The sequence below is a fragment of the Tissierellales bacterium genome (genome assembly GCA_035301805.1).
GTDB lineage: Bacteria > Bacillota > Clostridia > Tissierellales > DATGTQ01 > DATGTQ01.
This window is the reverse complement of record DATGTQ010000159.1, coordinates 1-13,557: the sequence shown is the minus strand read 5'-3', so window position 1 is coordinate 13,557 and position 13,557 is coordinate 1. Positions and strand designations below refer to the sequence as shown.

14 protein-coding genes are annotated in these 13,557 nt (G+C 30.9%); all 14 read left to right on the top strand.

The features are described from left to right. Positions 1 to 158: 158 nt before the first annotated feature. Complete coding sequence (locus VK071_08175) at positions 159 to 374, top strand: hypothetical protein (GenBank protein ID HLR35285.1); 216 nt, start codon at positions 159 to 161, stop codon at positions 372 to 374. Between the two features lie 268 nt (positions 375 to 642). Then, the gene (locus VK071_08170) at positions 643 to 1,227 is read left to right on the top strand and encodes an ABC transporter permease (GenBank protein HLR35284.1); all 585 of its coding nucleotides are present in this window, start codon (positions 643 to 645) and stop codon (positions 1,225 to 1,227) included. A 38-nt stretch (positions 1,228 to 1,265) separates the two neighbouring features. Beyond that, positions 1,266 to 2,270 (top strand): ABC transporter substrate-binding protein, encoded by a 1,005-nt coding sequence (locus tag VK071_08165; GenBank protein ID HLR35283.1) that lies wholly within the window; start codon positions 1,266 to 1,268, stop codon positions 2,268 to 2,270. A gap of 39 nt (positions 2,271 to 2,309) precedes the next feature. Beyond that, positions 2,310 to 3,323, top strand: a complete 1,014-nt coding sequence (locus tag VK071_08160) for an ABC transporter ATP-binding protein (protein HLR35282.1) — start codon at positions 2,310 to 2,312, stop codon at positions 3,321 to 3,323. Between the two features lie 27 nt (positions 3,324 to 3,350). Next, positions 3,351 to 3,905 (top strand): hypothetical protein, encoded by a 555-nt coding sequence (locus VK071_08155; GenBank protein ID HLR35281.1) that lies wholly within the window; start codon positions 3,351 to 3,353, stop codon positions 3,903 to 3,905. Positions 3,906 to 4,364: 459 nt separating this feature from the next. Next, entirely contained in the window at positions 4,365 to 4,529 is a 165-nt protein-coding gene (locus VK071_08150; protein HLR35280.1) for a hypothetical protein, read from the top strand. Positions 4,530 to 4,829: 300 nt separating this feature from the next. Continuing rightward, positions 4,830 to 6,416 (top strand): PucR family transcriptional regulator ligand-binding domain-containing protein, encoded by a 1,587-nt coding sequence (locus VK071_08145; protein HLR35279.1) that lies wholly within the window; start codon positions 4,830 to 4,832, stop codon positions 6,414 to 6,416. A gap of 87 nt (positions 6,417 to 6,503) precedes the next feature. Further along, a complete protein-coding gene (locus tag VK071_08140) occupies positions 6,504 to 7,856 on the top strand; it encodes an amidohydrolase family protein (protein ID HLR35278.1) in 1,353 nt (450 codons plus the stop codon). 36 nt (positions 7,857 to 7,892) lie between these two features. After that, positions 7,893 to 9,095 (top strand): hypothetical protein, encoded by a 1,203-nt coding sequence (locus tag VK071_08135; GenBank protein HLR35277.1) that lies wholly within the window; start codon positions 7,893 to 7,895, stop codon positions 9,093 to 9,095. Positions 9,096 to 9,213: 118 nt separating this feature from the next. Beyond that, positions 9,214 to 10,332, top strand: coding sequence for a M20 family metallopeptidase (locus VK071_08130; protein HLR35276.1), 1,119 nt, complete (start codon positions 9,214 to 9,216; stop codon positions 10,330 to 10,332). Positions 10,333 to 10,576: 244 nt separating this feature from the next. After that, the gene (locus VK071_08125) at positions 10,577 to 11,083 is read left to right on the top strand and encodes a nitroreductase family protein (GenBank protein ID HLR35275.1); all 507 of its coding nucleotides are present in this window, start codon (positions 10,577 to 10,579) and stop codon (positions 11,081 to 11,083) included. A 71-nt stretch (positions 11,084 to 11,154) separates the two neighbouring features. Then, a complete protein-coding gene (locus tag VK071_08120; protein HLR35274.1) occupies positions 11,155 to 11,724 on the top strand; it encodes an HDIG domain-containing protein in 570 nt (189 codons plus the stop codon). Between the two features lie 282 nt (positions 11,725 to 12,006). Further along, positions 12,007 to 12,669, top strand: coding sequence for an HAD family hydrolase (locus VK071_08115; GenBank protein ID HLR35273.1), 663 nt, complete (start codon positions 12,007 to 12,009; stop codon positions 12,667 to 12,669). 304 nt (positions 12,670 to 12,973) lie between these two features. After that, a partial coding sequence (locus VK071_08110; GenBank protein ID HLR35272.1) for an SAM-dependent chlorinase/fluorinase occupies positions 12,974 to 13,557 on the top strand: 584 nt, incomplete at its 3' end.

The window sequence follows — 13,557 nt, the reverse complement described above, 5'->3', positions numbered from 1 at the left end:
ATACTTTATGAAAAAGGCATAGATAGTATTTTTTCAATAGTTAATAAACCTATGACTCTTGAAGAAGCTATGGAAAATGCAGGGTTTCTCTTAGAAGATGTAGCAGAGAGGATAATAAGGGTATTGAATATAGTGTGGAGTAAATATTATGATAAGATATGAAATTATGTGGGAATAGAGAGCCTGGAATGGAAGACTTATTAAATCGACTTATAGAAGGGAGTGAAACATTAAAGATGGCTAAAGAAATGTTAAGAAAGATATCTGATGACGAAAGACTAAGAGAAAAATGCTATGTTAGAGAAAATGCAAGACGAGATGCTATATCTAGATTAGAATATGTAGAAAGAAAAGAAATGAAAAAGGGAAAATAGAAATAGCCAAGAAATTAATAAATATAAATCTTTCATTAGATCAAATAATAGAAGCAATAGGTCTAACAGAAGAGCAAATAAAGAAATTGAAATCTAAACCATCCTAAAGGATGGGTTTTGTTTTTGGGAATGGTCAGCTCGAGCTAAGCTATATAACCCTCTTTTTACAAGCTATCCAAGTGAAATTCTTAAAGATTTAGTTGAATTCTATACAAGTGGAGATTTAGTAAAACATACATCTGTAACTCTGCGGGAAGCTTTTACTGGATTGTTCTATGGGACAATCATTGGGATTGTTGTAGGATTATTATTAGGGCAGTTTAAAATGTTGGGAAAAATCCTTCTACCTATTATTACAGCAATTCACGGCATTCCTCAGTTAACTTTAGCACCGGTTTATATTCTATGGTTTGGCCTTGGTCTTACATCAAAAATCTTTCTTGCAGGGCTTATGGTTTTCTTTCATGTATTTTTTGCTACTTATGCAGGTATTCAGAATGTGGAACCTAAACTTATTGAATCAGCAAATTTACTTGGAGCAGGAAAGGTACAAACACTTATACATGTAGTATTGCCATCAAGTATGCCTTGGATATTATCAGGTATTCGTGTTGGTGTAGGTTCTAGTTTAGTGGGAGCTATTATTGGAGAATATATAGGAGCTTCAGCAGGTTTTGGTTGGATGATTGCTTATGCAACTTCCTTTTTTAATATAGCTCGAGTTATGTCTTGTATTTTTATTTTATTAGTTGTTGGTATATTTTTGAATTTCTCTCTTGATAAAATGGAAAATTATTTACTTCGTTGGAGGGCAACGACGAACCCATCTATGGAACGTAGAAAAAACATATGACTATAATTTAAACTTAAGCAATGAAAGGAGATATATAAATGAAAAGATCTTTAGTATTGATTTTAGCAATTATCTTAATAGCAACTATGGTAACAGGTTGTACATCAAAATCAACATCTCAAGGTGAGGAAGAACTTGAAAAAATTATAATTTCAGAAATGCGTGGTGAATCTTGGCTTCCTGTTTATGTAGCTGAAATGCTTGGATACTTTAAGGATGAAGGATTAGAGACAGAATTTGTTGTTTATAAGGATGGGCCTATCGCTTTTCAGGGAATGCATGCAGGAGACTCCCAATTTTGTATGCTATCAACTGAACCGGTTTTACGTGCTTTTGAAGAAGGGTTAGAATCTAAGATAATTATTCCAACTGTTAAAAGTAAACAATATATGTTTGCTTCTAATGTGGATATTACAAATATTGAAGAATTAAAAGGTAAGGCTATTTTTGGGGGTATGCCTGGCTCGGCTCCATATTCCTTTGTTATTTCTGCCCTTGAAGAAGCAGGATTAACAAAAAACGATGTGGAATGGATTAACATGGAGTATGGCGCTGCTTTAGCTGCTCTTGAAGAGGGTAGTATTGCAGCTGCATATTTTGATGGTATTTATATAAATGAATTAGAAAAGATAGATGCAAATATTTTAATTAATACTTGTGATCCAGAGCAACATAAAGCTATCTATGGTTCTGAATATTATGAATCTCAAATGGTTACTGTTACTAAAGAATTTGCTGAGGAAAATCCCGAGACCGTTCAGAAATTTGTTAATGCTGTTATGAAAGGTATTAAGTGGCAATCAGAGCATAGTGATGAAGAAGTTGCAAAACTTGTGGCACCTATGTTTGAAGGTAAAGATATGGTTGAAGTTATTGGGATTTTAAGGGGCTCACTTACAAAGGATGGAAACTATTCTAAAGAAGGATATGAGGCAATTGAAAATTTCTGCTTGGAACAAGAAATTTTAAAGAAACCTATTGGATATGAAAATGTAATTGATATGACCTATGTAAATAATGCAAAACAGGAATTGAACAAATAATATAAGGTTAGTAATAAAAGCAAAATTAAGGGGATAATTATGGCATATATAGTTTTACAGGATATTGAAAAATACTATGGTACAAAACATATTTTGAAGAAGACTAATTTAACTGTTGAAAAGGGAGAATTTGTAACTTTGCTAGGAGCTTCTGGATGTGGAAAAAGTACTTTATTGAGATGTCTTGCTGGATTAGAGCAGGTGAGTAGTGGGAAAATTTTTCTTGATGGGAAAGATATTACTAACATAAGTCCTAAGGATAGAAATGTAGGAATGATTTTCCAGCAATATAGTCTTTTCCCTAATTTAAATGTTTACAATAATATAGCATTTGGTCTTAAAATGAAGAGAGTAGAAAAGGACATTATTTATGAACGTGTTAATAATGCTATTAAAATGGTTGACCTTACTGGAAATGAGAAAAAATATCCATCTCAGCTTTCAGGAGGGGAACAACAGAGAGTGGCTTTAGCTCGATGTATTGTTACAAGACCAAAAGTACTTCTCCTAGATGAACCCTTAAGTGCAATTGATGCCAAGCTTCGTAAATCCCTTCAATCAAGAATTAAAGAGATTCATAAAGAACTTGGTATGACTTCTATATTTGTTACTCATGATCAGGATGAAGCTATGACAATGTCAGATACTATACATTTAATGAGGGATGGAGTTATAGAACAGTCAGGTAATCCGATTGATCTTTATAGTAAACCTAAGAATAGCTTTGTAGCTAGTTTTATAGGGAATTATAATATTATACAAGGGAAGACTTTTTCTAAATTAGTTAATGAAGAGTATTCAGAAACTAATAATGTTGTTATTCGACCGGAGATTATTCACATTTCTACTACTAATTATAAAAAAGAAGATGATTATTATTATTTCTCGGGTAATATTATTAAGGTTCTTCCTCAAGGTAATATTATTCGATATACTGCTAATATAGAGGGGACATTATTTGATATTGATGTTCTTAATAATGGAACAGATTTTTATGATATAGATCAGCAGGTGTTTTTTAGGGTTGAGAAGGATTCCTGTATTAGTTTATAGATGACTTATTATAAAGGAAGTGATGAGTTGGAAAGAAGTAGGAAGATTTTAATAGTTTCTCATTGTATATTGAACTCAAACGCTAAAGTAGAAGGATTAAGTCAGTATGAAGGAATATTTAAAGAAGTAGTAGATATGATTCATGAAGAAGGTATTGGAATTATTCAGCTTCCTTGTCCTGAAATGATAATGTACGGTATTAAAAGGTGGGGACATGTAAAAGAACAATTTGATACTTTATTTTACAGAGAAAATTGTAGAAAAATGTTGAAGCCAATAGTTGGACAAGTAAAAGGTTATACGGATGCAGGATATGAAATAGTAGGTGTTTTAGGGGTAGACGGTAGTCCAAGTTGTGGCGTGAGCTTAACTTGTTCAGGAAATTGGGCAGGAGACTTTTCATCTAAAGAAGATATAGAAGATAAAGTAAAGGATTTAAAGATAATAGAAAGTTCAGGAGTATTTATGGAGGAATTAAAAAGATACTTTGAAGAATATAATTTAGAAATTCCATTTGTAGCTATAAATGAAGATGATGTATATAGTTCTTTAAATGATGTAAAAGAGTTTTTAAAGAGATAATGATAATATAACCTTGGTCAATGTATAAATGATAATCTATAGAGCTGTTTATAAATAGCTCTATTTTTATTGTTTAAGTGAGTTACTGAGCTAGCTAGGATCGTCTCCGGCGACGTACTTGTTTAATTATTGGCATAAATATTTTTTAGTATATAGTAGTTACTGCCAGTAACTACTATATTTTTAAAAAATATGAATGTTTCAGTATTAGAATGGCTAGTAGTAGCTGTATTAATCTATAGTTCAATTACAATGATTGTAGAATTAAGAAAAGTGAAAAAAGATGGAGCCACTGGATAAATATTTGAGGGATTTAAATAAACCTAGAAAGGGATTGGTCAAATTATTGAATTCTAGTTTTGTGAGCCAGTCAAAACTGTCCTAGCTGATTCACATATTCCTAAAATTGCCTTGTATGTATAAATGGATTGAGTCAAAAATATACATGGGGTGATAAAAGTGAAAGAAAATAAAAAGAATAAAAAGAATGAAAAAATGGATAAGAATTTTTTTAAACAGATGAACTATGAAATTGCTGCTGAGCATGGCATAATTGAGAATGAAGAAATGAAAGAGAATAAAGGATTAAATAAAAAGAACAAGAAAAAGAAAAGCAAAAAATAAAGAAGAACCTAGTTACCATAGTTTATGGTAGCTAGGTTTTTCTTTATTAAAATATATGAAAGATGAAAATAACTGATATAACCTACAATATATTTCGTAGTTATATGATATTATAAAAATTTTAAATGTGTAATCTCCATTTCCCTAAAAATAAAGGAAAAAAGTTTTACAGATTAAACATATGACCATGGGTATTTAGTGAAATTAAGCTTAAGAAAATTTGTTGAAATATAGAACATAATAGTATAATAAAGAGTATACTTATAAATTGAAAATCTACTATCTTATGGAGGCTAGAATATGAAAGTTAAAAATTTAATAGAACAATTTGAAGACTTTAAAGTAATAGCTGGGAAAGGTGGTTTAGAGAGAAACATTAGTACAGTGAGCGTCATGGATGCTCCGGATATATATAACTGGATGAAAGGTGGAGAATTTTTAATTACCACCGCTTACATAATGAAGGGTGATCCATTAGAATTAAAAGATTTAGTTATTAAATTAGATAAAAATGGAGCTTCAGCATTAGGATTGAAATTGGGAAGATTTATAATGGAATTACCTTTAGAAGTAAAAGAAACTGCAGATAAGTTAAATTTTCCTATTATTTATATACCAGTATCTTATGCTTTTACTGATGTTATTAATCCAGTTCTTGCAAGTATAGTAAATACTCAAGCTAAGAAACTGGAAATGTCTGAAAAAATTCATAAATGTTTTACACAAATAGTTATAGAAGGGAAAGGAACAACAGATATAGTAGATATGCTATATGGAATATTGGATAAGGATTTAGTATTTATAGATTTAGTATTTAATAAAACTTATATTAGGGGTAACTCTGAAGATTTTCAAAAAGATATAAGAAAAAAATTGTTGGATAAGTATTATAAATATCCAGTTCAAACAGGAAGCTCTATATATGGATATATTATTATTAAAGATAATAAATTAGAAGGATTAGATAAAAGGACGATAGAACATGCTAGTACGGTACTTAAACTAAATATTCAAAAGGAAATATCTAATCGACAGATAGAACAAAAATATAAAGATGAATTTATACAAGATTTAATATTAAACAATATAAGAACTGTAGAAGAAGCGAACAATAGAGCTTCTTTATATGGTTGGAAAATGGATAAAGGTTTATCTTGTCTAATAGTAGATATAGATGATTTTAAAGAGCAATTTATATCTTTAAAAGGAACTAAATGTTTAGAGGAAGAAAAAAAGAATTTATTCAATTTGGCTAAAGATGTAATTAAAAAGAATCTATATAAATACTACTATACAACTTATAGTGATAGCATAGTATTCCTAGTAGAGCCTGATCTAAAATCAAAAGATGAATTTTTTAAAAAACTTCAAAATATATCTAAAAGGATAAGAGAAAAAGTGAGTAGCTACAGTGATTTTACAGTTACTGTAGGTATAGGAAGTTATAAAGAATCTATATTGGACGTATATATTAGCTTTGTAGAAGCACAAAAAGCTGTAAGAATTGGAAGAACTATTTACGGGAATAATTATACTCATGTTTATTCTGAACTAGGAATTTATAAGATGCTCTATGATTTATCTTTAAAGGAAGATTCTAGTATCTTTTGCAATAAATATTTAGATGAACTTATAAAATATGATGTAGAAAATAATGGGGAATATATGAAGACTTTAGATTGTTTAATAAAAAATGATTGGAATTTAAAGCAAACGTCTGAAGAATTATTTATTCATTACAACACTATGAAGTATAGATTTAATAAAATTTGTAATTTAGTTAATTTGGAATTAAATGATGGAGAAAATAAATTTATAATTGAGCTTTGTTTAAAACTGATGAAGATGAAACAGCAATACTCTTTGTACATGAAGACTAATATATAGTCTTCTTTTTTATCCTCTACGGACAATGTTTATATAGTATGTTAGATGTATAATTTAATTAGACAAAAATAATAGGGAGGGAAGATTATGTACACAACAAAAGTAAATATGCTAAATGATACTTTAGCTTCAGTTAGGAACCAATCTTTGTCTGATCCCGATAAGAAATTGAAAAAGACAGGTAGAATTATTTTGAAGAACGGATTAGTAGTAGATCCTAAAAATAAAATAGAAGAAGTATTAGATATAGCTATTATGAACGATGAAATAGTAGAAATAGGGGAGAAAATTTATATAGAAAAAGGAGATATGACAATAGATTGTGAAGGTTTATTAGTAGTACCAGGTTTAGTGGATATGCACCTTCATTTAGGAGATTTATTTGAAGTGAGTACCAACCCTATTTATGAGGCGGTTGCAGATGGGGTAACTATGGGACTTTCACCAGGAGCAGGGAATACTTTTATGGCACCCGCTTTATTAGGAGCAGAAGTAGATAGAGGAATACCAGTAAATATAGGTCTGTATCAAGGGGCAGCCAGTGTTTTATCCACTATGTTATCAGTAGACGAATTGATTAAACTGTATAAAGGAGAATTAGATGAAGACACAGCCTCGAAAAAAATGACTAGAAATGGCATTACAAATACTACAGCACCATTAATTGTTGGTATTAAAGACCATATGGGGCATTTTATAATGACTGATGAAAATATAGATAAAATTTTTGAGATAACTTCTAAAGCTAATTTAATTTATATGACTCATACTCAGGATCCAGATCATGCTATTAGATTAGCAGAATTGTCAAAAGGTAGACCTATTCATTTAGGGCATACTACAGCTGCGGGTTGTGGAACTCATAAAGATGCTGTTGAGTCTATGAGCTCAATGATAGAGTTATGTAAGAAAGAACACATTACTGGAGAATTTGTAACAACTATGTTAAGAAAGAGTAGAGGAAGTAGAGAAGGTATTATAATGTCTAAAAAATCGCAAGAATTAGCTTATGAAGCTTTGGAAAATGGTATTGTAGATGTATTAATATCTGATGGACAAAATGATGCTACTATGAAAGGTTTTGGGGATACAAGAGACAATATCCCAGCAATATTAGAATTAGTAGAATTAGGAGTACTAAGTTTATCTGATTCTGTAGCTACAATGACCTATAATCCAGCAAGATTGATAGAAAAAAGAACGGGGAATGAATGGTGGACTGAAAAAATTGGTCATTTGGGCAAGGGAGCTTTAGCAAATATAACGGTTATCGATAAAAATACAAAATCTATGATTTATACTATGGTAAATGGAAAAGTAGTTGGCTTTGAGAATAGGGCGATTAGACGTGGAAGTGGAGCAGGTGGATTTGTAAGTAAATTTGGGATGGTAAAGAGATTAGGAGTAGGAGACCTGGTCATGTTTTCTTATAATAGATAATTAAGAGAATATCTCTATTAGAATAGGAGGTACATCATGGAGAATATAAAGATTGATAAAAAACAATATGGTACTGGTCCTTTAAGGGGATTTTTAATATCTGTTGGGATTGGGTTTCTAATATATTTTGTTTTAAGTAATATCAATGTAGTGAGCAGTTGGTTAGATTATAACACTATAATAGAAAAAGCTGGGCATGATCCATTCTATAAATTTATTTGGTATATTATGAATTTTACAGAAGCACAGTTTTATTCTGGTTTTTTTGCCTCTATAAGTTTGATTTTGGGTGGATTTATAGCTTGGAGATTAGATGTGAAAAACTCAAACTTTGCAGGATTTAGTGTATCTTATGGCTCTAATTTATGGCCTTGGGTATTAGCCTCTCAGTTATTATCACTATTTATTGCGATATTTGTTTTAAGATATACAAGATTCTTTGATATTGAAGAATATACTTGGTTACCAACATTTATTACTGTAGTAGGTGCTCCACCAGCAATAATGTTATTATATGGGCCAAGCTTGAAGGCATTATTAACAGGGTCCATACTTGGTGGAATTATGGGTTTTCCAGTAGGTTTTTGGATAACTAATAATATAATTCCAGTTTTAGATGTACCAGGAGTTGTTTCAAATGTATTCACTATGGCTATTACCGGAATATTAATATGCGCCATATGTAAGGCTTTACCTTGGATGGAAAAGGTACCAGCTAAGCCATTGAAAAGAGAGGATAAAACAAAAGCAGAGATTGTGGAAGAAATGGGGAAACCATTGTGGTTCGTGAGAAGAGTATTTGCAGACTTTTCTGAAGCTCAATTTTATGCAAATGAAATTGCAGGATTATTTGTTATTTTAGGAGTATCTTTAGATTGGATCTTGAATGCAAATCATGGGGCTTATGGATCAGGTGCAATTCCTGCTATTATACTTTCTCAATTTATTGGCTCGGCGGTAGGGGTATATTTATACTTTGATAAATATGTAGAAAAAGGATGGTATGGGACATACGTACCAGTAGTGAGCGTTGGGCCAGGATGTGTACTAATGTTCGGGACGTCTGTAGGGATTGCTGTTACAGCAGGCGTATTGGGAGGTATAATAGGGCCTCCTTTAGCGGAATACTTTTGTGATAAGCTTCCGGAAGGTTATCATCCTACTATAGGAAATGTAACTTCCATGGGAGTGACAACAATTATAGTTTCTGTAATTATGAAGGTGCTTCCTTGGTTTTAAGATGATACTTGATAATAAAAGCAGTTAGTCATTAATGATTGGCTGCTTTTATTATTTATAATTAGCTTAGAAAACTATATAAGGATAGTACTAATATAATATGATAAGGAGGATGGAGATGGAAGTAATTGATATTTTAAAAGATTTAATAAAGATTGATACTACCAACCCACCAGGGAATGAAAAAAATATTACTCAGTATATAATTAGTTTATTCGGTGATTATGATAAAATAAATGAAATTGATTTAGGTAACAATAGAGCATCTTTGGTTATTGATATCGAAGGAGATTCAGATGAAACGGTTGCCCTTATAGGGCATATAGATACTGTTCCTGTAACAGATCTAGATATTTGGAAGTATAATCCATTTGGTGCACATATAGAAGGAAATTTAATGTATGGTAGAGGAACAAGTGATATGAAAAGTGGATTAGCTTGTATGATTTATACAGGTTTGTATTTTGTGAATAATAATATTAAACCTAGTAAGAATATAAAACTTATTTTTACTGCTGATGAGGAAGCTACAGGAAAAGGTATCTTATCCATATTAGATGAAAATATTTTGGATGATGTAGATTTTATTATTGTGCCTGAAAATACTGATGAATGTATAGCAGTTAAAGAAAAAGGTGCGTTATGGATTCAACTAGAACTTTTTGGAAGATCAGCTCACGGGGCAAGGCCAGATTTAGGAATTAATTCAATTGAGGTACTATATGAATTAGTAAATTCCATTAGGCCTTTTGTAGAAAGTTATTGTGGTGATGAATTGTTAGGAGACAGTACAGTATCTATTAATGAAATAAGTGGTGGTGAAAAAACAAATATTATAGCTGATTATTGTAAAGCAAATATAGATATAAGGACAAATCCTGATATAACTAATGAAGAAGTCTTAGATTATATAGAAAAACAAATCGAAAGATTTGAACATAAGTACGAAGAATTAAATGTAAAATATAAAGTAATAACTGATAGACCAGCTTTAGAAATGAATAAGGGTCACAATTATGTTCAAGAATTTGTTAATACTTTAGAAAAATTAGATATGAAAACTGAATATAAAGGAGTAAATTATTTTACTGACTTATCATTGACTATGCCAAAGTTACCAAAACCATTTATTATTTATGGTCCAGGTTATGAAGCTTTGGGACATAAAGTTGATGAATATGTTTCTATTGAAGCAGTAAAAAGAGTAAGTAAAGCATATATCGAATATTTAAGGTAAAACACATTAAAACAGGTCTAGTAGCAACTGCTATTGACCTGTTTTTTTAAAGTCTTTTCATTTTGAAATTAGATATATTCTAAGATGAAAAATATATATTTAATGATTCATCTAAGAAAAATTTGAGTCTATGTATAGAATAGATTTATAGTTGAACTATAAAGAACTGAAATATGTTTTTATATTAAATTAAACTTTGCTATAATATTAATAAGATTAATATTAATAATTAGGAGGTATTGTAATGGACGTTTTATCTGCAATGCAAGGTAGAAGAAGTATAAGAAAGTATAGCAATCAACCCGTAGAAGAGGAAAAATTATTGAAGGTTTTAGAAGCAGCGAGACTTTCACCATCGGCTAAGAATGAACAAAACTGGAGGTTTATTGTTGTAAAGGATTCAGAAACAAGAAAGAAGCTTACTGAAGCCATTGATCAACCTTTTGTTGGTGAAGCTCCAATAATATTAGTTGGATGTGGTACAGAACCTGAAAGCGTTATGAGAGGCGGACAACCACGTTATACCGTTGACTTATCCATTGCTACTTCATATATGATATTAGAAGCTTATGAGCAGGGGTTAGGTACTTGCTGGTTAGGTAGTTATGATGAGAACGGGGTAAAGGAAGTATTAGACATTCCAAAAGAGGTGAGGGTAGTTGCAATAACCCCTCTAGGCTATCCTGATGAAGCACCATCTCAAAGACCAAGGAAAGAGCTTAAAGAAATCATAAGCTATGACAAGTATTAATACTTAAGTAAATATTAACAGTTAAGAATAGGGTAAAAATCAAGATGAATTTTAAAAAAAGAGGTGGTTATGTGGGAAACAAGGCACCAACAAGGGAAGAAGCATTCGAGCTATTAAAAAAGTATACCAAAAGCGAAAGCCTTATAAATCATGCTTTAGCTGTAGAGGCAGTTATGATACATTTTGCTGAATTATTAGGAGAAAAGGATATAGAAAAATGGGGCATTATAGGCCTTGTGCATGATTTAGATTATGAAATGTATCCAGAAGAACATTGTAAAATAACTAAGAAAATATTAGAGGAAGAGAATTGGCCTGAAGAATATATACATGCCATAATGAGTCATGGATGGAAGATATGTACCGATGTAGAACCTATTGAGAAAATGGAGAAGGTACTATATACTATTGACGAATTAACAGGGTTGGTAAATGCTACGGCTTTAATGAGACCAACAGGTATATCTGATATGAAGGTGAAGTCTTTAAAGAAAAAGTGGAAGGATAAATCTTTTGCAGCAGGTGTTAATAGGGCAGTAATTGCAGAAGGGGCAGAAATGCTTGGAATGGAATTAAATGAAGTTTTCTCTGAAACTATTGAAGCTATGAAAAATGTGGCAGAAGAAGTTGGGTTACAATAGTTGATTTGGTTTTATAGAGTTACCTATTAAATAGGTAACTCTATTTTCTATTATGGTATAATTAGGGTACTAGGTTATGATAGTACATAATAATAGGTGAAAGAGTTTAAGTTCCTATTTAAATAGTGCTAAAAGCCTAATAGCTTGCAATATAGATAAAAAAATCTTAAATTCTTAAAACTATTAATTATTAATAGAATTATAATTAGTATAGATGAAAGAGATATATAGTAAAATAATAGGTGGAAGTGAAAGATTATAAAAGAAAGAGAGGTCGTATAAGTGAGTAGAAAATATAAAGGAGTTATTTTTGATTTAGATGGAACCTTATTAAATACAATTGAAGATATCGGAGATAGTATGAATGCAGTTCTTGAAGAATTTAATCTACCTGCATATACCTATGAAGAATACAAGCAAAAAGTAGGTGGAGGATTTAAAAAGTTAGTATTAAAATGTCTTCCTGAGGGAACTGACGAAGATACAATTGATAAAGCAATAGATATGCTATATAAAAATTATGATAAAAGATATCTTAATAAGCTTAAGCCATATGATGGAATTGAAGAAATTCTAAATTTTATGGTTGAAAAAGATATAAAACTAGGTGTTAATTCAAATAAAAAGGATGAGTACACAAAAATTATAATTGAAAAATTTTTTGGAAAAATACTTTTTGTTAGAGTTTATGGTGAAAGGGAAGGCATTACTAATAAGCCCGATCCTACTTCGGCTCTAGAGATTGCACAGGCTATGGAACTTAAGCCAGAGGAAATACTATTTATAGGAGATTCAAATGCAGATATTATGACGGCAAAAAATGCTAATATGGATAGTGTAGGGGTCCTTTGGGGATTTAGGGGCCGTGAAGAATTATTTAAATATGGAGCAAATTATATAGTGTCAGATTGGAAAGAAATTATTGATATAGTGGAAAATAGCTAGTTACTGAAACTAGTTATTTACGGAAACTAGCTATTTTTGTACCTTGGATATTTTAAGCATAGAAGGAATAAATCCATAGCTTGGTTATCATATTTTTAGGACTTTTGTAATTTCTCTATGTAACCCTATATATCTAGTTATCAAAGAACTTTCATGGTATTATTGTATCCTATTTACAATATATTGGCAATTCATTTCCCACTTATAGAATATGGGAGAGTTCTTGCAAGTCTAGGTTAAAAATATGGTAGTATATTATTAATATATTAATATAGAAAACGTTAACAAGGGGAGGAGTGATGTTATGTCTAAATCGAGATTTCAGAATAATAAAAAAGTAATCGGCATTGTTGTTTTTTTAGTTCTTGTATTATCTATAATTAGTATTTTTTCGAAGAAGGCAATAAACCCTACAAAGAGCGGAAATGGAGCAAATTATTTAGATGAGAAGTCGGCATTAGTCTTTTTAACGGACTTTGGTGTTAGAGATGGAGCTGTATCTGCAATGGAAGGTGTTTCTTTTGGAGTGGATCCTGAGTTAAAGATATTCGATTTGACCCATGAAATTCCAAACTATGATATTTGGGAAGGGGCTTATAGATTAAAACAAACGGCTAATTATTGGCCAAAGGGGACTGTGTTTGTAGGAGTAGTAGATCCAGGGGTAGGTTCGGAGAGGAAATCTATAGTTCTTAAAACAAAAGAGGGATATTATTTTGTTGGGCCAGATAATGGGCTATTTAGTTTAGTGGCAGATGATATGGGAGTAGAAGAAGTAAGGGAGATTGATGAGAAGAAAAATAGATTAAAAGGTTCTGAAAAATCTTATACATTTCATGGCAGAGATATATTTGCTTACGTAGGAGCAAGATTATCATCAGGACAAAT

What these genes read in the sequence shown, in the direction of transcription:
- VK071_08175 (HLR35285.1), top strand. Translation starts at nt 159, where the DNA reads ATGAAATTATGTGGGAATAGAGAGCCTGGAATGGAAGACTTATTAAAT.
- VK071_08165 (HLR35283.1), top strand. Translation starts at nt 1,266, where the DNA reads ATGAAAAGATCTTTAGTATTGATTTTAGCAATTATCTTAATAGCAACT.
- VK071_08160 (HLR35282.1), top strand. Translation starts at nt 2,310, where the DNA reads ATGGCATATATAGTTTTACAGGATATTGAAAAATACTATGGTACAAAA.
- VK071_08145 (HLR35279.1), top strand. Translation starts at nt 4,830, where the DNA reads ATGAAAGTTAAAAATTTAATAGAACAATTTGAAGACTTTAAAGTAATA.
- VK071_08140 (HLR35278.1), top strand. Translation starts at nt 6,504, where the DNA reads ATGTACACAACAAAAGTAAATATGCTAAATGATACTTTAGCTTCAGTT.
- VK071_08135 (HLR35277.1), top strand. Translation starts at nt 7,893, where the DNA reads ATGGAGAATATAAAGATTGATAAAAAACAATATGGTACTGGTCCTTTA.
- VK071_08130 (HLR35276.1), top strand. Translation starts at nt 9,214, where the DNA reads ATGGAAGTAATTGATATTTTAAAAGATTTAATAAAGATTGATACTACC.
- VK071_08125 (HLR35275.1), top strand. Translation starts at nt 10,577, where the DNA reads ATGGACGTTTTATCTGCAATGCAAGGTAGAAGAAGTATAAGAAAGTAT.